General features: G+C 61.2%; 21 protein-coding genes. 11 read left to right on the top strand and 10 right to left on the bottom strand.

The annotated features are described in order from the left end of the window. Nucleotides 1-11: 11 nt before the first annotated feature. On the top strand, nucleotides 12-941 hold the full coding sequence (gene dmeF, locus JFU48_RS24645) for a CDF family Co(II)/Ni(II) efflux transporter DmeF (protein WP_201137962.1): 930 nt from the start codon (nucleotides 12-14) through the stop codon (nucleotides 939-941). On the opposite strand, the gene JFU48_RS24640 is transcribed toward dmeF, so the two are convergent. Further along, nucleotides 938-2,041 (bottom strand): cytochrome P450, encoded by a 1,104-nt coding sequence (locus JFU48_RS24640; protein WP_201137961.1) that lies wholly within the window; start codon nucleotides 2,039-2,041, stop codon nucleotides 938-940. The two genes, dmeF and JFU48_RS24640, sit on opposite strands and share 4 nt — an antisense overlap. A 78-nt stretch (nucleotides 2,042-2,119) precedes the next feature. On the opposite strand from JFU48_RS24640, the gene JFU48_RS24635 reads away from it, so the two are divergent. The 3 genes from JFU48_RS24635 (at nucleotide 2,120) to JFU48_RS24625 (ending at nucleotide 4,990) form a co-directional block, all read left to right on the top strand. After that, entirely contained in the window at nucleotides 2,120-2,878 is a 759-nt protein-coding gene (locus tag JFU48_RS24635; RefSeq protein ID WP_201137960.1) for an ArsR/SmtB family transcription factor, read from the top strand. Nucleotides 2,879-2,951: 73 nt separating this feature from the next. After that, on the top strand, nucleotides 2,952-4,172 hold the full coding sequence (locus JFU48_RS24630) for a putative DNA modification/repair radical SAM protein (RefSeq protein WP_003223994.1): 1,221 nt from the start codon (nucleotides 2,952-2,954) through the stop codon (nucleotides 4,170-4,172). Further along, nucleotides 4,169-4,990, top strand: coding sequence for a TIGR03915 family putative DNA repair protein (locus JFU48_RS24625; RefSeq protein WP_201137959.1), 822 nt, complete (start codon nucleotides 4,169-4,171; stop codon nucleotides 4,988-4,990). The genes JFU48_RS24630 and JFU48_RS24625 overlap by 4 nt, the downstream gene beginning before the upstream one ends. 160 nt (nucleotides 4,991-5,150) lie before the next feature. Here the strand turns inward: JFU48_RS24625 and JFU48_RS24620 are convergent, their stop codons facing one another. The 5 genes from JFU48_RS24620 to JFU48_RS24600 all read right to left on the bottom strand — a co-directional run bounded on the left by JFU48_RS24620 (nucleotide 5,151) and on the right by JFU48_RS24600 (nucleotide 11,444). After that, on the bottom strand, nucleotides 5,151-6,170 hold the full coding sequence (locus JFU48_RS24620; RefSeq protein ID WP_003223996.1) for a branched-chain amino acid aminotransferase: 1,020 nt from the start codon (nucleotides 6,168-6,170) through the stop codon (nucleotides 5,151-5,153). A gap of 319 nt (nucleotides 6,171-6,489) precedes the next feature. After that, on the bottom strand, nucleotides 6,490-7,863 hold the full coding sequence (gene lpdA / locus JFU48_RS24615) for a dihydrolipoyl dehydrogenase (RefSeq protein ID WP_201137958.1): 1,374 nt from the start codon (nucleotides 7,861-7,863) through the stop codon (nucleotides 6,490-6,492). 4 nt (nucleotides 7,864-7,867) lie between these two features. Beyond that, nucleotides 7,868-9,148, bottom strand: coding sequence for a dihydrolipoamide acetyltransferase family protein (locus JFU48_RS24610; RefSeq protein WP_201137957.1), 1,281 nt, complete (start codon nucleotides 9,146-9,148; stop codon nucleotides 7,868-7,870). Further along, complete coding sequence (locus JFU48_RS24605; protein ID WP_003224000.1) at nucleotides 9,149-10,207, bottom strand: alpha-ketoacid dehydrogenase subunit beta; 1,059 nt, start codon at nucleotides 10,205-10,207, stop codon at nucleotides 9,149-9,151. A 1-nt stretch (nucleotide 10,208) separates the two neighbouring features. Next, a complete protein-coding gene (locus JFU48_RS24600; RefSeq protein ID WP_003224001.1) occupies nucleotides 10,209-11,444 on the bottom strand; it encodes a 3-methyl-2-oxobutanoate dehydrogenase (2-methylpropanoyl-transferring) subunit alpha in 1,236 nt (411 codons plus the stop codon). 185 nt (nucleotides 11,445-11,629) lie between these two features. On the opposite strand from JFU48_RS24600, the gene bkdR reads away from it, so the two are divergent. Then, on the top strand, nucleotides 11,630-12,118 hold the full coding sequence (gene bkdR / locus JFU48_RS24595) for a Bkd operon transcriptional regulator BkdR (protein WP_016985245.1): 489 nt from the start codon (nucleotides 11,630-11,632) through the stop codon (nucleotides 12,116-12,118). Nucleotides 12,119-12,121: 3 nt separating this feature from the next. Here bkdR and JFU48_RS24590 read toward each other — a convergent pair whose 3' ends face one another. Together JFU48_RS24590 and JFU48_RS24585 are read right to left on the bottom strand one after the other, a co-directional pair. Beyond that, the gene (locus JFU48_RS24590; protein WP_201137956.1) at nucleotides 12,122-12,979 is read right to left on the bottom strand and encodes a tyrosinase family protein; all 858 of its coding nucleotides are present in this window, start codon (nucleotides 12,977-12,979) and stop codon (nucleotides 12,122-12,124) included. Between the two features lie 126 nt (nucleotides 12,980-13,105). Then, entirely contained in the window at nucleotides 13,106-13,969 is an 864-nt protein-coding gene (locus tag JFU48_RS24585; RefSeq protein ID WP_201137955.1) for an MBL fold metallo-hydrolase, read from the bottom strand. A 91-nt stretch (nucleotides 13,970-14,060) separates the two neighbouring features. Here JFU48_RS24585 and JFU48_RS24580 point away from each other — a divergent pair, with 91 nt between their 5' ends. The 5 genes from JFU48_RS24580 (at nucleotide 14,061) to JFU48_RS24560 (ending at nucleotide 19,599) form a co-directional block, all read left to right on the top strand. Continuing rightward, nucleotides 14,061-14,402 (top strand): ArsR/SmtB family transcription factor, encoded by a 342-nt coding sequence (locus JFU48_RS24580; RefSeq protein ID WP_007965280.1) that lies wholly within the window; start codon nucleotides 14,061-14,063, stop codon nucleotides 14,400-14,402. A 168-nt stretch (nucleotides 14,403-14,570) separates the two neighbouring features. Then, nucleotides 14,571-15,815: an NAD(P)/FAD-dependent oxidoreductase gene (locus JFU48_RS24575; RefSeq protein WP_201137954.1), complete on the top strand. Its 1,245-nt coding sequence runs from the start codon at nucleotides 14,571-14,573 to the stop codon at nucleotides 15,813-15,815. Nucleotides 15,816-15,824: 9 nt separating this feature from the next. Continuing rightward, nucleotides 15,825-16,625: a sulfite exporter TauE/SafE family protein gene (locus JFU48_RS24570; protein WP_201137953.1), complete on the top strand. Its 801-nt coding sequence runs from the start codon at nucleotides 15,825-15,827 to the stop codon at nucleotides 16,623-16,625. A 179-nt stretch (nucleotides 16,626-16,804) separates the two neighbouring features. Continuing rightward, nucleotides 16,805-18,460, top strand: a complete 1,656-nt coding sequence (locus JFU48_RS24565) for an MFS transporter (protein WP_003224008.1) — start codon at nucleotides 16,805-16,807, stop codon at nucleotides 18,458-18,460. Next, a complete protein-coding gene (locus tag JFU48_RS24560; RefSeq protein ID WP_201137952.1) occupies nucleotides 18,457-19,599 on the top strand; it encodes an HlyD family secretion protein in 1,143 nt (380 codons plus the stop codon). Before JFU48_RS24565 ends, JFU48_RS24560 begins: the two co-directional genes overlap by 4 nt. A 121-nt stretch (nucleotides 19,600-19,720) precedes the next feature. Here the strand turns inward: JFU48_RS24560 and copD are convergent, their stop codons facing one another. Then, nucleotides 19,721-20,578 (bottom strand): copper homeostasis membrane protein CopD, encoded by an 858-nt coding sequence (gene copD, locus JFU48_RS24555; protein ID WP_201137951.1) that lies wholly within the window; start codon nucleotides 20,576-20,578, stop codon nucleotides 19,721-19,723. Between the two features lie 3 nt (nucleotides 20,579-20,581). Beyond that, a complete protein-coding gene (gene copC, locus JFU48_RS24550) occupies nucleotides 20,582-20,944 on the bottom strand; it encodes a copper homeostasis periplasmic binding protein CopC (protein ID WP_103520729.1) in 363 nt (120 codons plus the stop codon). A gap of 138 nt (nucleotides 20,945-21,082) precedes the next feature. Between copC and JFU48_RS24545 the strand changes: the two genes are divergently transcribed. Next, nucleotides 21,083-21,703 carry a TetR/AcrR family transcriptional regulator gene (locus tag JFU48_RS24545; RefSeq protein ID WP_201137950.1) on the top strand — a complete coding sequence of 207 codons (621 nt, stop codon included), beginning with the start codon at nucleotides 21,083-21,085 and terminating at the stop codon, nucleotides 21,701-21,703. Nucleotides 21,704-21,879 lie beyond the last annotated feature (176 nt).

Here is a 21,879-nt window from a genome sequence, read left to right as displayed (position 1 = left end):
GCACCAGCATCATGAGCCTGACCCCAAGCGCTGACCGTTTCAGCCACGATCACCAGTTTCTCGGCGCGTCCCACGATGAAAACGCCCGCCGCACCTTGTGGGTGGTGGCGCTGACGTTTGTGATGATGATCGGCGAGATCGCCGCCGGTTACCTCACCGGTTCCATGGCTTTGCTGGCCGACGGTTTTCACATGGCAACGCATGCCGGGGCGTTGGGCATCGCCGCCGCAGCGTATGGTTTCGCCCGGCGCAACGCCAACAACCGTCGCTACAGTTTCGGCACCGGCAAGGTCGGCGATCTGGCCGGTTTTGCCTCGGCGATGGTGCTGGGGCTGGTGTCGCTTGGCATTGCCGGCGAGTCGATTTTTCGATTGTTCGAACCGACCACTGTGGCGTTTGGCGAAGCAACCGTGATCGCGATTGTCGGGTTGGGCGTAAACGTCCTCAGCGCCTTCCTGCTGATGGGCCATCATGGCCATGACCACGGCCATCAGCATGACCACGGCCACGATCATCACCACCATCACGACAACAACCTGCGCTCGGCCTACGTCCATGTACTGGCCGATGCCCTGACCTCGGTGCTGGCGATTGCCGCGTTGCTGGCCGGGCGCTATCTCGGTTGGGTATGGCTGGATCCGGTGATGGGGATTGTCGGCTCGATTGTTATCGCGAAATGGGCCTACAACCTGATGCGCGACAGCGCCGCGGTGCTGCTCGACACCACCGACGAACCGGTGGCTGCGGAGATCCGCGAGCTGCTGGAAACCTCGGACGATGTGCGCATCAGCGATCTGCATGTCTGGCAGGTTGGCCCGCAGGCGCGGGCGGCGATTGTCAGTGTGGTCGCGGCGGCGGGCGTGACGGCGGAGGCTATTCGCGAACGGCTGGCGCCGGTGCATGAGCTGTCGCACCTGACCATCGAGCTGCGCAACGCTTAAGGCTGCACCGCGCTGAACAGTGGAATCCGCCCATTGAGGGATGGGCGGTAATGCCACGTCAGTTGTTGCAGATTCACACCCTGATCGAGGATTTCTCTGACAGTCGCAGCGGCAATGCTCAACGCCAGCGTCTGCCCCGGACACAGATGCCGCCCGCTGCCAAAACTGAAACTGCGCCGGTCAGGACGATCCAGCAGAAACCGCTCGGGCTCTGCATTCAACAAAGGATCGCGGTTGGCCGAGGCCAGCAGCAGCAGAATCACCTCACCGGCCTCAAGCCGCACGCCATCGATCTCGCAAGTCTTTGCGACAAAGCGCCGGGTGTTCTGCACCGGCGGATCGAAGCGCTGAACCTCGGCCAACAGTGCGTCCACTGCGGCATGGCGCAATTCGGGCTGACGTCGCAGCGCAATCAATGCATTGCCGATCAACCCGGCAGTCGCTTCAAACGTCTGCGAACAGAGACCGATCAGGTTGGCGATCAGGGTTTCTTCGTCTCCTGCAAAGCGCTGCTCGATAGCCTTGAGCAAAACGCTATCGGCTTCGGCCAGCAACTCGATGAAATAGCCGTGCAATTGCTCCGCCGCCGCATGCGCCGCCGCCAGTTGCAGGTCATTGCTCAGCGGCGACAGGCAGGCGACGAAATCCGCGGTCAGCTCACTGATGGCGCGGCCCTGCGTCGGGGTGAAGCCGAGCAGCGCCGCGACCACGCACACCGGGCCGCGAAACATTGCCTTATATAAGCCATCGGCGTCCGCCGTCATCAATCGCGCCGCCACCAGCGTGCGTACCAGGTTGTCATCGATCAACTGCAGCGCCGGTTCCACCGCAGAGCGCGGGCAGCGCTGACGTTCGCCATCGTTCATCCGCATCAACTGCCCGAACACCTTGCCGGCCATCCCCGAGGCAATCGCCTTGGGCACCGGTTCCTGCAGCGGTCGCACCCGACAGTCGGCATGCGTCAGCACTGCGCTCACCGCGCGGGCGCTGCTGGCGACCCACAGTTTCAATCCATGATCAAAGGTCAGTCCGCCCTCGGCGCGCAGTTTGGCGTAGTAGGGATAGGGATCGGCATGCGTCGCAGCGATGATCGGGTCCATGGTTCACAGCCTTGTCGTCGGGAAAGTGATGCGAGTATCTTCAGTTCGCAGCGACGACGATTCGTCGGGGAGCGAAATATGCACGCAGAACATCAAGACATCGGCATCTCACAGGTGGCCGCCGCTATTGCCGAACCGGCACGCACGAAAATTCTCTGCTCGCTGATGGACGGCCACGCCCGCACCAGCACGGAATTGGCCGCCGTCGCCGAGGTCAGCGCCTCCACCGCCAGTGCGCACCTGGCCAAGCTCAAGGATCTGGCCCTGGTGCGCTTGCATGTGCAGGGCCGCCATCGCTATTACAGCCTCGCCGATCAGCGCGTGGCCCAGGCGCTGGAAGCGTTGATGGTGATCGGCCAGAACGCCGCGCCGATCTTCAAACCGCACACCCCGGATCGCCTGCAATTCGCTCGTACCTGCTACGACCACATGGCCGGAACGCTGGCGGTGTTGCTGCACGACCGTATGCTTGAGGCGGGGTGGCTGGTGGAAACCGATGAGCGGGCTTATCGCTTGAGCGACAGTGGCGAGGCGTTGTTTGCGAGCTTGGGGATTGAGGTGCAGGACTTGAGCACCTTGCGCCGCAAGTTTGCCTGCCCGTGCCTGGACTGGAGCATGCGCCGGCCGCATCTGGGCGGTTCGCTGGGGGCGGCGTTGTTGCAAATGGTGCTGAAACGCAAGTGGGTGACGCAGGATCTGGACAGTCGGGCGCTGGCACTGACCGTGGCGGGGCGAAAGGAAATGGGCCTGCGGTTTGGTCTTGAGTTGCCATTAGACGCGCAGAGCAAAAGATCGCAGCCTCCGGCAGTTCCTACAGGTAACCGCGCACCTTTGTAGGATCCTGTATTTGCACCTTGTGCCAATCCAATAGACTCGATACTGTACGCATAACCAGTATCGAGTCTTCGCCATGCAACTCATCGACAAGCTCAGCATTCTCGCCGACGCCGCCAAGTACGACGCCTCCTGCGCCAGCAGCGGTGCGCCCAAGCGCAGCTCCGAGGGCAAGAGCGGGTTGGGCTCGACCGACGGCATGGGCATCTGCCACAGCTATACGCCGGACGGCCGTTGCGTATCGTTGCTGAAAATCCTCCTGACCAACTTCTGCCTCTACGACTGCCAGTATTGCGTCAACCGCCGCTCCAGCGATGTACCGCGTGCACGCTTCACCCCCGAGGAAGTGGTGACGTTGACCATGGATTTCTACCGACGCAACTGCGTCAGCGGACTGTTTCTCAGCTCCGGGATCATCCGCTCGGCGGACTACACCATGGAGCAACTGGTGCGTGTGGCGAAGCTGCTGCGCGAAGAGCATGAATTTCGCGGCTACATTCACCTCAAGACCATTCCCGAGGCCGATCCGGCATTGATCGAGGAGGCCGGACGGTACGCCGATCGCCTCAGCGTCAATATCGAACTGCCCACCGATGCCAGCCTGCAAACCCTGGCCCCGGAGAAACACATCGGCTCGATCAAGCAGGCGATGCACACCATCTACACCGGCGAGCAGACCGTGCTCAACGAGCCGCGCTCGGCGAAATTTGCCCCGGCCGGGCAGAGCACGCAGATGATCGTCGGCGCCGATGACACCGACGACAGCACGATCCTGCATGGCGCCCAGGCCTTGTACGGCAATTTCCGCCTGCGCCGGGTCTACTATTCGGCCTTCAGCCCGATTCCCGACAGCCCGAAAAGCGTGCCATTGGCCGCGCCACCGCTGATGCGCGAGCATCGTTTGTATCAGGCCGACTTCCTCTTGCGCAGTTACGGCTACAGCGCCGATGAGCTGCTCAAAGGCCCGGGTAATCTGGCGCTGGATATCGATCCGAAGCTGGCCTGGGCGCTGCAGAATCGCGAAGTGTTTCCGCTGGATCTGAATCGCGCCGAACCGGCGCTGATCGCGCGCATTCCCGGCATCGGCCTGCGCACCACCGAACGTCTGGTGCAATTGCGCCAGCAACGGCGCATCCGCTATGAAGACGTGGCACGCATGCGCTGTGTGTTGGCCAAAGCCAAGCCGTTCATCATCACCAGCGACTACCACCCGCAACAGGCCGAAGTCACCAGCCAGATGCTCTACCAGCAATTGCGCGACCGGCCGCAGCCGCAGCAGATGGGGTTGTGGGGATGATCAATCTCGATTGCGACGACCTGTTCGACACCTGGCGCCAGCAGGCGCGCTGGCTGCTCAGCCATGAAGTCGACCCGAGTCTGGTGAGTTGGGCATCGGAAGGGGTGAGCGATCTGTTTGCCAGTGACGTACATGTGCCGGAGGGGCAGGGGCCGTTTCAGGCACGTATCCCCCGTGCATTGCTCGATACCCTGGAACAAGCTGCACGCTACCGGGGTGACCAGCGCTGGAGTCTGTTGTATGAAGTGCTGTGGCGAGTCAGCCATGGCGATCGCACGGCGATGATGGCCGGCGACAAACTCGGCAGCGAGTTGCAGCGGCGGATCAAGCAGGTGCAGCGCGAAGCCCACCATTTGCATGCGTTCGTGCGTTTCATCGAACGCCCGCAGGATCAGCCAGGCCCGCAATATGTGGCGTGGCACGAACCGGCCCACGACATTCTGCACAGTGCCAGCGAGCATTTCATCGGACGGATGGGCCGCCACCGCTGGTTGATCGCCACGCCTCGTGACGGGGTTTATTACGATGGCGAGCGACTGATCCATCAGCGCCAGTGCCCGGTGGAATGGCAGCAACTGGCGCAGAACATTGATGACCCGCACGGCGAGTTGTGGCTGACGTACTACAGCCACATCTTCAACCCGGCGCGGTTGAACGAGAAAGTCATGCAGGGGCACTTGCCGGTACGGTTCTGGAAGAATCTGCCGGAAGGGGAGTTGATTCCCGGATTGATCACCCAGGCGCGGATGGGGAAGCAGCAGAACGGACAGGCCAGCGGGATTGCCGCGCGGGGCGGCAAGCGGATTGCCTTGAAATAGAAAATCAAAAGATCGCAGCCTGCGGCAGCTCCTACATGGGTATCGCATTCCATCTGTAGGAGCTGCCGAAGGCTGCGATCTTTTGATCTTTATCATCACTACGAAAAAGCCCCCCATCAATCACTTGATGGGGGGCTTTTGTGCATCAGCGGCCGTCAGATCAAACCTTGACGATCCAGCCCGCTGGCGCTTCGATGTCGCCGGTCTGTACGCCAGTGAGCTCTTTGTAGAGCTTCTGGGTGACCGGGCCGACTTCGGTTTCGCTGTGGAACACGTGCAGGTGGTCGTTGTAGCTGATCCCGCCGATCGGCGTGATCACCGCAGCGGTACCGCAAGCACCGGCTTCCTTGAAGTCCGACAGCTTGTCGATCAGCACGTCGCCTTCCACCACTTCCAGGCCCAGACGAGTTTTCGCCAGTTCGATCAGCGACAGGCGGGTGATGCCCGGCAGCACGGATGGCGAGTTCGGAGTGATGAACTTGTTGTCGTGGGTGATCCCGAAGAAGTTGGCGGAACCGACTTCCTCGATCTTCTTGTGGGTCAGCGGATCCAGGTAGATGGCGTCAGCGAAGTGCGCTTTCTTGGCCTGGGAGCCCGGCATCAGGCTGGCGGCGTAGTTGCCACCGACCTTGGCCGCACCGGTGCCTTGTGGGGCGGCGCGGTCGAAGCTGGAAATCTGGAAATTGTGCGGCGTCAGGCCGCCCTTGAAGTAGGCGCCGACCGGGATCGCGAACACCGAGAAGATGAACTCCGGAGCGGTACGCACACCGATGTTGTCACCCACACCGATCACGAACGGACGCAGGTACAGCGCGCCGCCGGTGCCGTATGGCGGGATGAAGCGCTCGTTGGCGCGAACCACTTCCTTGCACGCTTCGATGAACTGCTCGGTCGACACGTGCGGCATCAGCAGGCGAGCGCAGCTGCGTTGCATGCGAGCGGCGTTCTGGTCGGGACGGAACAGGTTGATCGAGCCGTCCTTGCAACGATAAGCCTTCAGACCTTCGAAGCACTGCTGGCCATAGTGAAGGGCAGTCGAGCCTTCGCTGATGTGCAGCACGTTATCTTCGGTCAGGGTGCCTTTGTCCCACTCGCCATTGCGAAAGTACGACAGATAGCGTTTGTCGGTCTTGATGTAGTCAAAACCCAGCTTGTCCCAATTGATGCTTTCGTTACCCATGACACCCTCTATCACTGAACAACCGTCGAAACGGTTCAAGGCTTCTGACGTTTTTTTGGATGGGCACAACAATACTTCATTCTTGAGCGGTTTCGCAGCCCGGACGATGGAGGGATGGCAAAAATAGTAGCTTGCTTACTAAACCCCCTTCATTCCTGCATGTTTCACCTCTTTTGTGGCGAGGGAGCTTGCTCCCGCTCCAGTGCGCAGCACTGGTAAAACCGGACACCGCGGTGCTTCAGGTGCACAGGGGTGGCTGGGTTTGGGGCCGCTTCGCAGCCCAGCGGGAGCAAGCTCCCTCGCCACAGGGGTTCAGCGTTTACAGGTGCAACGCATGCCCCAAAGCACGCAGCGCTGCTTCCTGCACCGCTTCACCCAAGGTTGGATGCGCATGAATGGTGCCGCCGATGTCTTCCAGGCGCGCGCCCATTTCCAGGCTTTGCGCGAACGCGGTCGACAACTCGGATACGCCAACCCCGACCGCCTGCCAGCCGACAATCACATGATTGTCGCGACGCGCGACCACGCGCACGAAGCCGCTTTTCGATTCCAGGGTCATCGCCCGGCCATTGGCAGCGAACGGGAAGCTGGAAACGATGCAGTCCAGCCCCGCAGCCTTGGCTTCGTCCGGGGTCTGGCCGACCACCACCAGTTCCGGGTCGGTAAAGCACACGGCGGCGATGGCGGTCGGGTTGAATTCGCGGGATTTGCCGCTGATCAGCTCGGCGACCATCTCGCCCTGAGCCATGGCGCGGTGCGCGAGCATCGGTTCGCCGCTCAGGTCGCCGATGGCGTAGACGTTGCGCATGCTGGTCTGGCAGCGGCTGTCGGTCTTGATCGCCGAGCCGTTCATGTCCAGGTTCAGCGCTTCGAGGTTCCAGCCTTGAGTGTTCGGCTTGCGACCCACCGCCACCAGCACCTGATCGGTTTCCAGATTGAGGGTGTCGCCGTTCGGCTCACGCACCTGCAAGGTGCCGTCGAAACCCAGCACGCTGTGCTTGAGATAAAGCTTCACGCCCAGTTGCTTCAGTGCTTCGTGTACTGGCTGGGTCAGTTCGGCGTCGTAGGCCGGCAGGATACGATCCTGCGCCTCGACCACACTGACCTCGGCGCCGAGCTTGCGGTAAGCAATGCCCAGCTCCAGACCGATATAACCGCCGCCCACCACCACCAGGCGTTTCGGCACGGACTTCGGCGCCAGTGCTTCGGTGGAGGAGATGATCGGCCCGCCGATCGGCAGGATCGGCAGGTTGACGCTGGTCGAACCGGTGGCCAGCACCAGATGCTCGCACTGGATGCGCGTGTCGCCGACCTCGACGGTTTTGCCGTCAACCACCTTGGCCCAGCCATGGATGACCTGAACCTTGTTCTTTTTCAGCAACGCGGCAACGCCGGTGGTCAGGCGATCAACGATGCCGTCCTTCCACTCGACGCTCTTGCTGATGTCGAGGGTTGGTGCCGAGACGCTGATGCCCAGCGCCGAATGCTCGCTGTGATGGCGGGTCTGGTGGAACTGCTCGGCCACGTGAATCAACGCTTTCGATGGAATGCAGCCGATGTTCAGGCAAGTGCCGCCCAGCGATTGGCCTTCGACCAGAATCGTCGAAATGCCCAGTTGTCCGGCGCGTATTGCCGTGACGTAACCGCCGGGGCCGCCGCCGATGATCAGCAGCGTGGTGTTCAAGGTTTGCATGGCATCACTCCACAAACAGGGTCGCGGGTTGTTCGAGCAGACCACGGATGGCCTGGATGAAGAGCGCCGCGTCCATGCCGTCGACCACGCGGTGATCGAAGGAGCTGGAGAGGTTCATCATCTTGCGGATCACCACCTGGCCTTTGACGACCATCGGGCGTTCGACGATTTTGTTTACGCCGACGATCGCCACTTCCGGCAGGTTCAGCACCGGCGTGCTGACGATGCCGCCCAGCGCACCGAGGCTGGTCAGGGTGATGGTCGAGCCGGACAGTTCGTCGCGGCTGGCCTTGCCATTGCGTGCGGCGTTAGCCAGACGCGAGATCTCGGCGGCGCTGTCCCACAGGCTGCGCGCTTCGGCGTGACGCACCACCGGTACCATCAGGCCAACATCGCTTTGTGTGGCGACGCCGACATGCACCGCGCCGAGGCGGGTAATCACCTGGGCTTCGTCGTCGTAACGCGCGTTCATCTGCGGGAAGTCGCGCAGAGCCACGACCAGTGCGCGGACGAGGAACGGCAGCAGGGTCAACTTGCCACGGCTGGCGCCGTGTTTTTCATTGAGGTGCGCGCGCAGTTCTTCAATCGCGGTGACGTCGATTTCCTCGACGTAGCTGAAGTGCGCGGCACGCTGCGTGGCGTCCTGCATGCGCTGGGCGATCTTGCGGCGCATGCCGATTACCGGAATCTGCTCCTCATCGTGACGCTGGGCGTACGCGGCGGCTGCCGGCGCCGAAGCGTTCGTTTGACCCTGGGCCAGATAAGCGTCGAGGTCTTCGTGCAGCACGCGACCGGCCGGGCCGGTGCCGCGTACCAGACGTAATTGAATGCCCAGATCCAGCGCATGTTTGCGCACGGCCGGCGAGGCCAGCGGACGTTCATCGGCTTCACGGGCAACCATCGGGCCCTGGCAAGCCGGAGCCGGACGCGGTGCAGCAGCGGCAGCAGGTTTACTTTCGACTACCGCTTCAACTTTCGCTGCAGCAGGGGGCTCTTTCGCGGCAACAGGTGCTGGCGCGGCGGACTCTTTCAAGTTGCCGGCACCTTCAACCTCAATGCTGATCAGCACACTGCCGACCGCCATCACTTCACCCGGCTGACCGCCGAGCGCAATCACCTTGCCGTGTACCGGCGATGGAATATCGACCATCGCCTTGTCGGTCATCACATCCGCCAGCACCTGATCTTCAACCACCAGGTCGCCGACCTTGACGTGCCACTGCGATAGTTCTACTTCTGCGATGCCTTCGCCGATGTCCGGCATCTTGATAACGTGCGTGCCCATTCAGACCTCCATGACCCGTTTCAACGCCGCGCCCACTCGGGACGGCCCTGGGAAATACGCCCACTCTTGCGCGTGCGGGTAGGGGGTGTCCCAACCGGTGACGCGCTCGATCGGCGCTTCCAGGTGATGGAAGCAATGCTCTTGCACCAGCGACACCAGTTCGGCGCCGAAACCGCAGGTGCGGGTGGCTTCGTGGACCACCACGCAGCGACCGGTTTTCTTCACCGACTTGACGATGGTTTCCAGGTCCAGCGGCCACAAACTGCGCAGGTCGATGACTTCGGCGTCAACACCGGATTCTTCAGCGGCGACTTGCGAGACGTAGACGGTGGTGCCGTAGGTCAGCACGGTCACGTCCTTGCCCGGACGGGTGATTGCGGCAACGTCCAGCGGTACGGTGTAGTAACCGTCCGGCACCTGGGCTTGCGGGTGTTTCGACCACGGGGTTACCGGACGGTCGTGGTGGCCGTCGAACGGGCCGTTGTACAGGCGTTTCGGCTCGAGGAAGATCACCGGGTCATCGTTTTCGATGGAGGCGATCAGCAGGCCTTTGGCGTCATACGGGTTGGATGGCATGACGGTGCGCAGGCCGCAGACCTGAGTGAACATCGCCTCGATGCTCTGGCTGTGGGTCTGGCCGCCGTAGATCCCGCCGCCGCAGGGCATGCGCAGGGTCATCGGCGCGGTGAACTCGCCGGCCGAGCGATAACGCAGACGCGCCGCTTCGGAAATGATCTGGTCGGAAGCCGGGTAGACGTAGTCGGCGAACTGAATTTCGGCCACCGGACGCAGGCCGTAAGCGCCCATGCCCACGGCCACGCCGACGATGCCGCTTTCGGAGATTGGCGCGTCGAACACCCGCGAGGTGCCGTACTTGGTCTGCAGGCCTTCGGTGCAACGGAACACGCCGCCGAAGTAGCCGACGTCCTGACCGAACACCACCACATTGTCGTCACGCTCAAGCATCACATCCATGGCCGAGCGCAGGGCCTGGATCATGGTCATGGTGGTCGTGGTCATGGCGGTTTCCAACTGAATATTGTTGTTGTGATCGTTCATGTCAGATCCCCAACTGCTGACGCTGGCGCTTCAAGTGCTCCGGCATCTCTTTGTAGACGTCTTCGAACATGGTCGCGGCGCTTGGAATCTGCCCGCCGGCGAGGGTGCCGTACTGTTCGGCCTGTTTCTGCGCGGCAATCACTTCGGCTTCGAGTTCGGCGCTGACGGCGGCGTGCTCTTCTTCCGACCAGTGGCCGACCTTGATCAGGTGTTGCTTCAGGCGGGCAATCGGGTCGCCCAGCGGGAAGTGGCTCCAGTCATCGGCAGGACGGTATTTCGACGGATCGTCGGAGGTCGAGTGCGGGCCGGCGCGGTAAGTGACCCATTCGATCATGGTCGGGCCGAGGTTGCGCCGGGCGCGCTCGGCAGCCCAGGCGGAAGCGGCGTAGACCGCGTAGAAGTCGTTGCCATCGACCCGCAGCGAGGCGATGCCGCAACCGACGCCGCGTCCGGCGAAAGTGGTGGCTTCACCCCCGGCGATGGCCTGGAAGGTCGAGATCGCCCACTGGTTGTTGACCACGTTGAGGATCACCGGCGCGCGGTAAACGTGAGCGAAGGTGAGGGCGGTGTGGAAGTCCGATTCGGCGGTGGCGCCGTCACCGATCCACGCCGAGGCGATTTTGGTGTCGCCTTTGATCGCCGAAGCCATGCCCCAGCCGACGGCCTGAATGAATTGGGTCGCGAGGTTGCCGGAGATGGTGAAGAAGCCGGCGTCCTTGACCGAGTACATGATCGGCAACTGCCGGCCCTTGAGCGGATCACGCTCGTTGGACAGCAGTTGGCAGATCAGGTCGACCAGCGGCACTTCGCGGGCCATCAGAATGCTTTGCTGACGGTAGGTCGGGAAGCACATGTCGTCGATGTTCAAGGCCAGGGCCTGGGCGCTGCCGATGGCTTCCTCGCCAAGGCTCTGCATGTAGAACGACATTTTTTTCTGGCGCTGGGCGACCACCATGCGGTTATCGTAGATCCGCGTCTTGAGCATGGCGCGCATGCCCTTGCGCAGGATCTCGACCGGCACGTTTTCAGCCCAGGGGCCGAGGGCGTTGCCCTGATCGTCGAGCACACGAATCAGCCCACGCGCCAGGTCGGCGGTGTCGGCAGGTTCGACGTCAATGGAAGGTTTGCGCACCGTGCCGGCATCGGTCAGATGCAGGTAGGAGAAGTCGGTTTTGCAGCCTGGGCGGCCCGAGGGTTCAGGGACGTGCAGACGCAGCGGTTCATACGCTTGGGTCATGGCTTCTACGCTCGATCTTGTGAATTTCTTGTAGTGAGCTGGCAATCATTCTTGGGTGAAAGAAATCTTGTCCTACAACAATCATAGGCCCGGCCAAGAAGAATATTTCTCTCTGTTTCGTTGCGCTGGAGACGATTTGCAGATAGAAAATCTGCATAAACATAAAAAACAGGTGGTTTTGTCTCATGCGCAAACTGGACCGTACCGACATCGGCATTCTCAACAGCCTTCAGGAGAACGCGCGCATCACCAACGCCGACCTCGCGCGCTCGGTGAACCTGTCGCCGACACCGTGTTTCAACCGGGTCAAGGCGATGGAAGAATTAGGCCTGATTCGCGAACAGGTGACGCTGCTGGATGCCGATCTGCTGGGCCTGCACGTAAACGTGTTCATTCACGTCAGCCTGGAGAAACAGGTCGAGGAAGCGTTGCAACATTTCGAAGAGGCGATCTCCGACCGCCCCGAGGTGATGGAGTGCTACCTGATGGCCGGCGACCCGGACTATCTGATCCGGGTGCTGGTGCCGACCATTCAGTCGCTGGAGCGGTTCATGATGGACTTTCTGACCAAGGTGCCGGGGGTGGCGAACATCCGGTCGAGTTTTGCCTTGAAGCAGGTGCGTTACAAGACGGCACTGCCGTTGCCGGCGAATGGGTTGACCTTGGGCAGTTGAGCGTCATATCTCGTCGTAACGGTAGTCGAGTTCACTGGTGTAGAGGGTTTGTTGAACGGTATAGGTTTCTGCCCAGGGCGGCGGTTCATTGACTGGATGGAAAACCAGCAGCGTGTCGCTCATGTCCGGCAAGCCAGCCGCGCTGGCAAACCCCGGTGTGGTGGGATGTTGATGTTTCCAGCGCTCCCACAACAGGTCGAGATAACAGTGGTGCAGGAAGAATATCGGGTCGTTGGGAGAGGTCGCTTGCGCCATGCTGCCACCTATCCAGGCATGTACCGGATTGTGCAGTTCGCTTTCCGAGACGTTCTCCCAGCCACTTTGTTCCAGCCAGTAAGGCGTCCTGTTGAGCGTGGCGATGACCTGCAGCGGCGTGGGCAGCACGCCGGATGCTCCAAGGTTGCGGAGAATGCCGGGGTTACCCGTGCCTTCGTCCCAGACCCTTACAACAAATTGGGACTGCTCATTGGAAAACGGGCCACTGGTGACGCGCTGTTCTTGCAGGCCGTCGCCGTTTGAACCCATGAAATTCGAGGTGAAAGGGTTGTCGGCCCCGGTCAGTTGCCAGTTCCAGTAAGGCAGGGTGATGCCCGGATCATTGGCGGCGAGCTGCAGAGCCCGCTCGAACTGACGGAGCAGGATTCGATGCCACGGATAGAACAGGGGACTTTGATGCGGATTGGGAATGAGCGGATTGCCGAGCCCCATCGAATTTTTGTGGATCTGGACAAAATCATCGTAACGGCTTTGCTCGCCGGGTCGCAGCACGCTGTCGACGTTGTTTTTCAGGATCAGGATGGCGTTGATGAACGCGGATTTCTGTTGCGGGGTCATGTCTCGGTGATTGCGACGAATATCCATATTGCGAAAAGCTCCATTGAATGTTTGCCCAATGGAGTTTGATCGCTGGCAGGATTTTCACCAGTTCATCGCTATCGCCAGCGTTCGTAGGAAAAATAATCCTGTAGCCGTGCGAGGGATTTTTTCCTATAGGGAATTGATCGGAATCTTCAGGTAAACCACACCATTGTCCTCGGCCGCCGGAAAATTCCCCGCCCGTACATTCACCTGAATCGCCGGCAGCAACAGTGTCGGCATGCCTAGCCCGGCATCGCGCTTGGTACGCATCTCGACAAACGCCGCCTCATCGATCCCGTCATGCACATGAATATTGCTTCTGCACTGCTCACCGACGGTGGTTTGGCACTGTGACTCGCGGCCTTCGGGCGGGTAGTCGTGGCAAACGTAGAGTTTCACACTGGCAGGGAAGGCCAGCAGTTTGTGGATCGAGTTGAACAGTTGATGCGCGTTGCCGCCGGGGAAGTCGCAGCGGGCGGTGCCGACGTCAGGCATGAACAGCGTGTCGCCGACCAGAATCTGTTCGCCATCGATCAGGTAGGCCATGTCCGCCGGGGTGTGGCCGGGGACGTGCAGGGCGGTGGCCTTGAGGTTGCCGATCATGAACGACTCGTTCGGGGCGAACAGGTGATCGAACTGCGAGCCGTCGACGCAGAATTCCGGTTCCAGATTGAATAGCGCCTTGAACACGTTCTGCACTTTGCTGATCGACTGGCCGATCGCGATCCTGCCGCCGAGTTCGCGGCGCAGGTACGGCGCGGCTGACAGGTGATCGGCGTGGGCGTGGGTTTCCAGCAGCCATTGCACCTGCAAGCGGTGTTCACGGACGAAAGCGATGATTTTGTCGGCCTGCACCGTGCAGGTGCGCCCGGCGGCGCCGTCGTAATCGAGTACCGGATCGACGATTGCACACTGCCCGCCATCGGCTTCATAGACCACATAGCTGTAGGTCGAGGAGGCGGGGTCGAGGAAAGCTTCAATCTGCGCGGGCATGGACACCAACCTGAACAAGGGAAATGGGTTGCAACACTTTATCTAAAAACATAATGTTCGCAGCTTAAGTGACCTTTAAGGCATCGTGCAAATGCAATCCAGTCTGACCGAATGTGAAGTCGCCCAGTTGCGGGCGTCCGCCTCCAAGGCCTGTGCGCTGCTCAAGGCGCTGGCCAATGAGGATCGCCTGTTGATCCTTTGCCAGTTGACTCAGGGCGAGCGCAACGTCGGCGAGCTGGAAAAAATGACCGGCGTGCGCCAGCCGACGCTGTCCCAGCAACTGGGCATCCTGCGCGATGAAGGCCTGGTGGCGACTCGTCGCGAAGGCAAGTACATCTTTTACGGTCTGGCCAGTCCTGAAGTGATTCAGGTGATGAAGACCCTCTCCGGGCTGTATTGCGGGGCGGTGCTGAAAAGTCTGGGCCATCAATAAATGTCAGCTAACACCTCCATCCCCTGTGGGAGCGGGCTTGCTCGCGAAGGCGTCGTATCAGTCGACATTAATGTTGAATGATCTACCGTTTTCGCGAGCAAGCCCGCTCCCACATTGGTTTTATGTGAAGGCCAAGAAATCCTTGCGTGCAGCAATAAGGAACAAGCAATGAACGATCAACACTGGGGCCCATCCATCAGTGCAGATATCGTGGTCATCGGCGGCGGCACCGCCGGCATCGGCTTCGTCGCCAGTCTGCTCAAGCGTGATCCCACTCTGAAAATCACCGTGATCGAGCCAAGCGCCCAGCATTACTATCAACCGGCGTGGACGCTGGTCGGCGGTGGCGCCTATGACGTCAAGGACACCGCACGACCGATGGGCCAGGTGATGCCGCGTCAGGCCACCTGGATTCAAGCGGCGGTGACTGCGGTCGATCCCGACACACGCCAACTCACCCTCAACGATCAACGCCGCGTCAGCTACCAGAACCTGATCGTCTGTCCCGGCTTGCGTCTGGCCTGGGAGAAGATCGAAGGCTTGCAGGAAAGCCTCGGCCAGCACGGCGTGACGTCCAACTACAGCTATCAGCATTCGCAGTACACCTGGGATCAGGTGCAGAAACTGCGCGGCGGTAAAGCACTGTTCACCCAGCCGGCTATGCCGATCAAATGCGCCGGGGCACCGCAGAAGGCGTTGTACCTGTCGTGCGATCACTGGCGCAAAACCGGCGTGCTGAACAACATTGACGTCGAATTCAACCTGGCCGGCGCGGCGCTGTTCGGTGTCGCGACCTTCGTGCCGCCACTGATGAAGTACATCGAAAAGTACAACGCGCAACTGGCCTTCAACGCCAACCTGGTCAAGGTCGACGGCCCGGCGAAAACCGCGTGGTTCGAGATCAAGGACGCTGACGGCAACGTCACCACACAGGCGAAAAGCTTCGATCTGCTGCATGTTGTGCCGCCGCAGGTCTCGCCGGATTTCATCGCTCAGAGCTTGTTGGCCGACGCTGGCGGCTGGTGCGAAGTGAACCCGCACAGCCTGCAGCATCTGCGCTACCCGGAAGTGTTCGCCATTGGCGACATCTGCGGCACCAGCAACGCGAAAACCGCGGCGGCCGTGCGCAAGCAGGTTGTGGTGGTCGCGGAAAACCTCTTGGCGTTGCGCAAGCAAAAGCCTATGCCGCTGAAGTACGACGGCTACGGTTCCTGCCCGCTGACGGTGGAGAAGGGCAAGGTGATCCTCGCCGAGTTCGGCTACGGCGGGAAGTTGCTGCCGACCTTCGCGCTCGATGCGACCGTGCCGCGCCGCTCGGCGTGGTTTCTCAAGGCGACGCTGCTGCCGTGGTTCTACTGGAACGGCATGCTCAAGGGCCGCGAGTGGCTGACCGGTCTGTCCAAGGTTGACTGAGTAAATCCTATGTTGCTGGCAAGTCTGTTTGGCGTGTTGATGGGGTTGATTCTCGGGCTCACCGGGGCGGGCGGCGGGATTCTCGCGGTGCCGGCGCTGGTGCTGGGCCTTGGCTGGACAATGACGCAAGCGGCGCCGGTCGCGTTGTTCGCGGTCGGCAGTGCGGCGGCGGTCGGGGCGATTGATGGCTTGCGCCATGGGCTGGTGCGCTATCGCGCAGCGCTGCTGATTGCGGCGCTCGGTGCGGTTTTTTCGCCGGTGGGGATTTATTTCGCGCACCAGTTGCCTGAGAAGATTCTGATGATCCTCTTCAGCCTGCTGATGGTCATGGTCGCTTGGCGCATGCTGCGCCGTGAGCGTCAGCACGAAGGGCCGAGCGATCACGGCCACGCGAGCTGGGGCCAGAAAAACTGCATGCTGAATGAAGAGACCGGGCGTTTCGACTGGACCGCCAAATGCACCGCGACACTGGCGGCATTGGGCGCGGTCACGGGCGTGGTGTCGGGACTGCTCGGCGTCGGTGGTGGCTTCCTCATCGTCCCGGCGTTCAAGCAACTGACCGACGTGCAGATGCGCGGGATCGTTGCGACGTCGTTGATGGTGATCAGCCTGATTTCCGCGATTGGCGTGATCGGCTCCTTCCATGCCGGAGTGCGCATAGATAGCCTTGGCGTGGCGTTCATCGTCGCCAGCATCGTCGGCATGATCATCGGCCGCAAACTCTGCGCCCGGGTTCCGGCGCGGACATTGCAGGTGGGCTTTGCCAGTGTGTGCCTGGTGGTCGCGGCCTACATGCTGCTGCGCGCCTGATACAAAAAACCGGCCCGACATCTGACCCTGTAGGAGTGAGCCTGCTCGCGATAGCGGTTTAGTATTCAACATTGATGCTGACTGACACTGCGCTATCGCGAGCAGGCTCACTCCTACAGGGGATGTGTGTTTTGTCGTTGATTGCGGCAAACTCAGACATCCCCAAACAAGGCCTTTCAATGGATCGATACGCCCCGCGCAACTGGCAGCCACACGAGAAGCCCAGTCTGCCCGGTTCCCCCTCGACGCCGCTGCACTCCAACCCCAAGCGCCTGGCCTATGCGCTGGTCGGGTTGCTGGTGGCGGTGACCGGTGGTTTGGGCAACTCGCTGGTGGTCGCCAACCTGCCTTACCTGCAAGGCGCGCTCGGCGCGACTACGGCGGAGATGGCCTGGCTGCCGGCCGCCTACGTGATGACCAACGTGTCGATGAACCTGCTGCTGGTGAAGTTTCGTCAGCAGTTCGGCCTGCGTGCATTCACCGAAGTGTTTCTGGTGCTGTATGCGCTGGTGACCTTCGGCCACCTGTTCGTCAACGACCTGAGCTCGGCCATCGCGGTGCGTGCGGCGCACGGCATGGTCGGTGCGGCACTGAGTTCGCTGGGTCTGTATTACATGATCCAGGCGTTCCCGGCCAAGTGGCGGCTGAAGGCGTTGGTGCTCGGGCTCGGCGCCTCACAACTGGCCTTGCCGCTGGCGCGCCTGTTCTCCGAGGACTTGCTGCAGATTGCCGAATGGCGCGGCTTGTACCTGTTCGAATTGGGCATGGCTTTGCTGTCGCTGGGCTGCGTGCTGTTGCTCAAGTTGCCGCCCGGTGACCGCTTCAAGACCTTCGAACCGCTGGATTTTCTCACCTTCGCGATTCTCGCCAGCGGCGTGGCACTGCTTTGCGCGGTGTTGTCGCTGGGGCGGATCGATTGGTGGCTGGAGGCCAACTGGATCGGCTATGCGCTGGCGGCCTCGATTGCCCTGATCCTCGCGGGCCTGGCGATCGAGCACAATCGCAGCAACCCGATGCTGATGACCCGTTGGCTCGGCAGTGGCACGATGATCCGCCTGGCGCTGGCGGTGACCCTGATTCGCATGGTGACCTCGGAGCAGTCCACCGGCGCCGTCGGCTTCATGCAGAACCTCAACATGGGTTATGAGCAGTTGCACAGCCTGTACGTGGTGATGCTGATCGGCAGCGTTGCCGGGCTGGCGACCAGCGCGCTGACCATCGATCCCAAGCACCTGCTGATGCCGCTGATCATCTCGCTGGCGCTGATGGCGACCGGTTCGGTGATGGACAGTTTTTCCAATAACCTGACCCGCCCGGCGAACCTGTATTTCAGTCAGTTCCTGCTGGCCTTCGGCAGCACGTTTTTCCTCGGCCCGACCATGGTTTTCGGCACGCGCAACGTGCTGACCAACCCGCGCAACCTGGTGAGTTTTTCGGTGTTGTTCGGGATCTGCAACAACCTCGGCGGCTTGCTCGGCGCGGCGTTGTTGGGCACGTTCCAGATCGTGCGCGAGAAATTCCACTCCAGTCATCTGGTCGAGCACCTGACGTTGTCCGATCCGCTGGTGGCTGCCCGCGTGCAGAGCGGCGGTTCGGCCTATGGCTCCTTGCTGGCCGACCCGAGCCTGCGCAATCTGGCCGGGATTCGCAGTCTGTCCAACGCGGCGACCCGCGAAGCCAACGTACTGGCCTATAACGATGTGTTCATGCTGATCGCCGTGATTGCGGTGCTGACCATGATCTGGCTGTCCATTCGTGCGCTGTGGCTGATGAGCACCACCAAAGCCGTCGACCCAGCGCCTTCCGTACCTCCTAGCGGTGCCTCCAATTCATGACCGAACCGACCACCACAACCACCAATGCCATCGCCGCCACCCCGGAAGGCGTGGCGCCGCCGTCCTCGCCGAACACCGAGCCACGCTCGTTGCGGGTGCGGGTCATCTCGTCGCTGGGCTTTGCCGCGATTGCCATCGTCGGCGTGCTGATCGTGCTGTACGCCTGGCAGTTGCCGCCGTTCAGCAGCGCGGTCGAGACCACCGAAAACGCTTTGGTGCGCGGCCAGGTGACGATCATCGGCCCGCAACTCAGCGGTTACGTGTTTGAAGTGCCGGTGCAGGACTTCCAGTACGTGAAGGCCGGCGATTTGCTGGTGCGCCTGGACGACCGGATTTATCAGCAGCACCTCGACCAGGCACTGGCGCAACTGGCAGTGCAGAAGGCCTCGCTGGCCAATGTGGTGCAGCAACGCAACAGCGCCGAAGCGACGATCAAGCTGCGTCAGGCGGTGGTGGCCGACAGTGAAGCGCAGTTGCGCAAAAGCGAGGCGGATCTGCGCCGTAACAGGGAGCTGGTGAGGGACGGTTCGGTGTCCAAGCGCGAAATGGACGTGGCCCTGGCGGCCAACGCGCAGGGCATTGCGGCGGTGGCGCAGGCCAAGGCCAACCTGGAAATCGCCCGTCAGGACCTGCAAACGGTGATCGTCAATCGCGGCTCGCTGGAAGCGGCAGTTGCCAGCGCTGAAGCGGCGGTGCAACTGGCGCGAATTGATTTGTCGAACACCCGCATCGTCGCCCCGCGTGACGGCCAGCTCGGGCAGATCGGCGTGCGCCTGGGCGCTTACGTCAACTCCGGGGCGCAACTGATGGCGTTGGTGCCGAACCAGAAATGGGTGATCGCCAACATGAAGGAAACCCAGATGGACAACGTGCGGGTCGGGCAGCCGGTGCGCTTCACCGTCGATGCGCTGAACCACCGCAGATTCACCGGCCATGTGCAGCACATCTCACCGGCCACAGGTTCGGAATTCGCTCTGTTGCAGGCAGACAATGCCACCGGCAACTTCGTGAAAATCGCCCAGCGAGTGCCGGTGCGGATCACCATTGATGAGGGCCAGCAGGAAGAGGAACGCCTGCGACCGGGGATGTCGGTGGTGGTCAGCATCGATACTGCAGCGGGCGACACACAACCGCATTGACCTCCACAGATCCCCTGTAGGAGTGAGCCTGCTCGCGATAGCGTTATGTCAGTCACTGAGGTGTTCACTGATATACCGCTATCGCGAGCAGGCTCACTCCTACAAGGGAGTCGCGGCGCTTTCAGGTTGCAATCATCGGCGGCAGGGTACCGAGTAGCGACACGGCGGCAACCGCACCGATCCCCAACAACCACTCCAGCACCACACTGCGCTTGAGCGCGCCCATCCGCTGTTCGCAATCATCAATCCGCAAGCGGTTGAACAGCGCCAGGGCGAGCATGCCTGCCACCAGCAAGGCCTTGATCAGCAGAATCAAGGCAAACCCGGCGAACAAGGGCGTCGGCCACCATTGGCCAGTCAGCACGCGCACGTTGATCAGCCCGGTGATCAGCAGCCCCCCAACGATCGCGTAACCGACACCGCTGAAGCGTTGCAGGATCCGGCTCATCGCTTCCCCAGGTTGACGCAGGATCAACACCAGCAACAACAATCCGCCGAGCCATGCGGCCACGCACGTCAGGTGAATGATCTGGTTGAGAATCAGCAGTTGCCCGCTCAGACCATCGAGCATCGCACCGTGACCGACCGGTGCCAGCGTCGCCAGCAACAATCCGCTCAAGCCCAGGCGCAACGGCACGCTCGATCGCCAAGGCGTAAATAACAACGCCAGCAACAGCGCGTTGATCAGCAGATGCCAGCGCCAGACCTGCCCGAAAAAGGTATTGCCGAGCACCACTTCAATGGTGTCCGGGTCGAACGCGGCCGCCGCCGAGCCGGCCATGCTTGCGGTGATCAACAGCGCCCAGGTGACACCGCTGAGCAGCGCAATCGCCGTCAGCCAGCGCGCCAGTTGTGTCAGATGCCGATCCAGTGTCGGCACGGGCGCCTTGAGCAGCAGCGGCCGGAACAGCCAGGCGCCGAACACCATCAATACCGCGCTGAAATGCACAAAGCGACACAGCACCAGCGCCTCACTCATGAATTATTGGCCGACCTTGAATGTGTAGGCGCCTTCGCTCTTGTGTGTGTCGACCGACACCGCGTGCCATTCGACTTTGTATTCACCGGCGTCGAGTGGTGCGGCGGGAGTGACGATCAGGGTTTTCTTTTCGTTCTCGGTGGTCAGCGCTTTGATCGCGACCGGGGCGCCATCGTGGGTCAGGCTGACTTTGGTGAAACTGGCTTCGACACCTTCGGAGAAAGTCAGGCGCAGATCGGCCGGTGCGGCGACGGTGCTGTCGGCGGCCGGCGTTGCACTTTTCAGGTGGGCGTGGGCGAAAACCGAAGATGCGGCGAACAGCGAAGCGAGCAGGGCCGTGGTGGTCAGGACATTCTTGAACAGCATCGCGGATACCTCTGAGGCAGGACAAAGAAGCCTCAGTTTAGCCATCCGCAGACTTGCGCACGAAGTTTTATTTACAGCGGTCGCCCCCAGACCAGAGCGGATGCTAGTCTTCAACAACGTCGTTGTCAGGGAGCCCTCATGGGCAATCACAAGATCGAGATTCGTCGCAGTAACGTCGAGAAAATCCTGCTGGCGGCGGAAAAAGTCTTCGCCGAAAAAGGTTTCGGCGGCACCGCCATGGCCGACATCGCCGCGGAAGTGCAACTGCCGCGTTCCAACCTGCATTACTACTTCTCGACCAAAAGCGAACTGTACAGCGCGGTGCTGTTTGACCTGCTGGAGGTTTGGAAACAGGACGCGCTGTGCTTCGAGATGTTCGATGACCCGCGGGTGGTGCTCAGCAGTTACATCCGCGCCAAGATGAACCACTCGCGCAGCCGGCCCTATGGTTCGAAAGTCTGGGCCAACGAGATCATCCACGGCGCCCCGACCCTCGGTGAGGCGCTGGATGTCAGCCTGTATGAGTGGGCGAAAATGAAGGAAGCGAAGATCCGCCAGTGGGTCGAGGACAAGCGGATTCTGCCGGTGGAACCGTCGAGCCTGCTGTACATGATCTGGGCCTCGACCCAGCACTATGCCGACTTCGATCATCAGGTGAATATTTTGAACGAGCATCAACCGCTGTCGGACATGCAGTTCGAGCGGGCGGTGCAGACGGTGACCAGTGTGATTTTGCGCGGGATCGGGTTGGAGCCCTGAAGCAAGAGCTGACCCTCACCCCAACCCTCTCCCGGAGGGAGAGGGGGCCGACCGAGGTGTCTTACGAGTTACATCGACCTGAAAAATCCAGTCGAATATGGACTCAAAAAGCCGTCCGTGCCTGTGCATGTATCGATTATGGATTCAAAGTAAATCGCTCAAGTCGGTGGATTTCT

Origin of the sequence: Pseudomonas sp. TH49, from assembly GCF_016650625.1 — a bacterium.
GTDB classification, from domain to species: Bacteria; Pseudomonadota; Gammaproteobacteria; order Pseudomonadales; family Pseudomonadaceae; genus Aquipseudomonas; species Aquipseudomonas fluorescens_H.
This window is presented reverse-complemented; position numbering and strand designations above follow the sequence as displayed.

Excerpts from the sequence above, each read along its gene's own strand:
- dmeF (WP_201137962.1), top strand. The coding sequence starts at position 12 with ATGAGCCTGACCCCAAGCGCTGACCGTTTCAGCCACGATCACCAGTTT.
- JFU48_RS24640 (WP_201137961.1), bottom strand. The coding sequence starts at position 2,041 with ATGGACCCGATCATCGCTGCGACGCATGCCGATCCCTATCCCTACTAC.
- JFU48_RS24635 (WP_201137960.1), top strand. The coding sequence starts at position 2,120 with ATGCACGCAGAACATCAAGACATCGGCATCTCACAGGTGGCCGCCGCT.
- JFU48_RS24630 (WP_003223994.1), top strand. The coding sequence starts at position 2,952 with ATGCAACTCATCGACAAGCTCAGCATTCTCGCCGACGCCGCCAAGTAC.
- JFU48_RS24625 (WP_201137959.1), top strand. The coding sequence starts at position 4,169 with ATGATCAATCTCGATTGCGACGACCTGTTCGACACCTGGCGCCAGCAG.
- JFU48_RS24620 (WP_003223996.1), bottom strand. The coding sequence starts at position 6,170 with ATGGGTAACGAAAGCATCAATTGGGACAAGCTGGGTTTTGACTACATC.
- lpdA (WP_201137958.1), bottom strand. The coding sequence starts at position 7,863 with ATGCAAACCTTGAACACCACGCTGCTGATCATCGGCGGCGGCCCCGGC.
- JFU48_RS24610 (WP_201137957.1), bottom strand. The coding sequence starts at position 9,148 with ATGGGCACGCACGTTATCAAGATGCCGGACATCGGCGAAGGCATCGCA.
- JFU48_RS24605 (WP_003224000.1), bottom strand. The coding sequence starts at position 10,207 with ATGAACGATCACAACAACAATATTCAGTTGGAAACCGCCATGACCACG.
- JFU48_RS24600 (WP_003224001.1), bottom strand. The coding sequence starts at position 11,444 with ATGACCCAAGCGTATGAACCGCTGCGTCTGCACGTCCCTGAACCCTCG.
- bkdR (WP_016985245.1), top strand. The coding sequence starts at position 11,630 with ATGCGCAAACTGGACCGTACCGACATCGGCATTCTCAACAGCCTTCAG.
- JFU48_RS24590 (WP_201137956.1), bottom strand. The coding sequence starts at position 12,979 with ATGGATATTCGTCGCAATCACCGAGACATGACCCCGCAACAGAAATCC.
- JFU48_RS24585 (WP_201137955.1), bottom strand. The coding sequence starts at position 13,969 with ATGCCCGCGCAGATTGAAGCTTTCCTCGACCCCGCCTCCTCGACCTAC.
- JFU48_RS24580 (WP_007965280.1), top strand. The coding sequence starts at position 14,061 with ATGCAATCCAGTCTGACCGAATGTGAAGTCGCCCAGTTGCGGGCGTCC.
- JFU48_RS24575 (WP_201137954.1), top strand. The coding sequence starts at position 14,571 with ATGAACGATCAACACTGGGGCCCATCCATCAGTGCAGATATCGTGGTC.
- JFU48_RS24570 (WP_201137953.1), top strand. The coding sequence starts at position 15,825 with ATGTTGCTGGCAAGTCTGTTTGGCGTGTTGATGGGGTTGATTCTCGGG.
- JFU48_RS24565 (WP_003224008.1), top strand. The coding sequence starts at position 16,805 with ATGGATCGATACGCCCCGCGCAACTGGCAGCCACACGAGAAGCCCAGT.
- JFU48_RS24560 (WP_201137952.1), top strand. The coding sequence starts at position 18,457 with ATGACCGAACCGACCACCACAACCACCAATGCCATCGCCGCCACCCCG.
- copD (WP_201137951.1), bottom strand. The coding sequence starts at position 20,578 with ATGAGTGAGGCGCTGGTGCTGTGTCGCTTTGTGCATTTCAGCGCGGTA.
- copC (WP_103520729.1), bottom strand. The coding sequence starts at position 20,944 with ATGCTGTTCAAGAATGTCCTGACCACCACGGCCCTGCTCGCTTCGCTG.
- JFU48_RS24545 (WP_201137950.1), top strand. The coding sequence starts at position 21,083 with ATGGGCAATCACAAGATCGAGATTCGTCGCAGTAACGTCGAGAAAATC.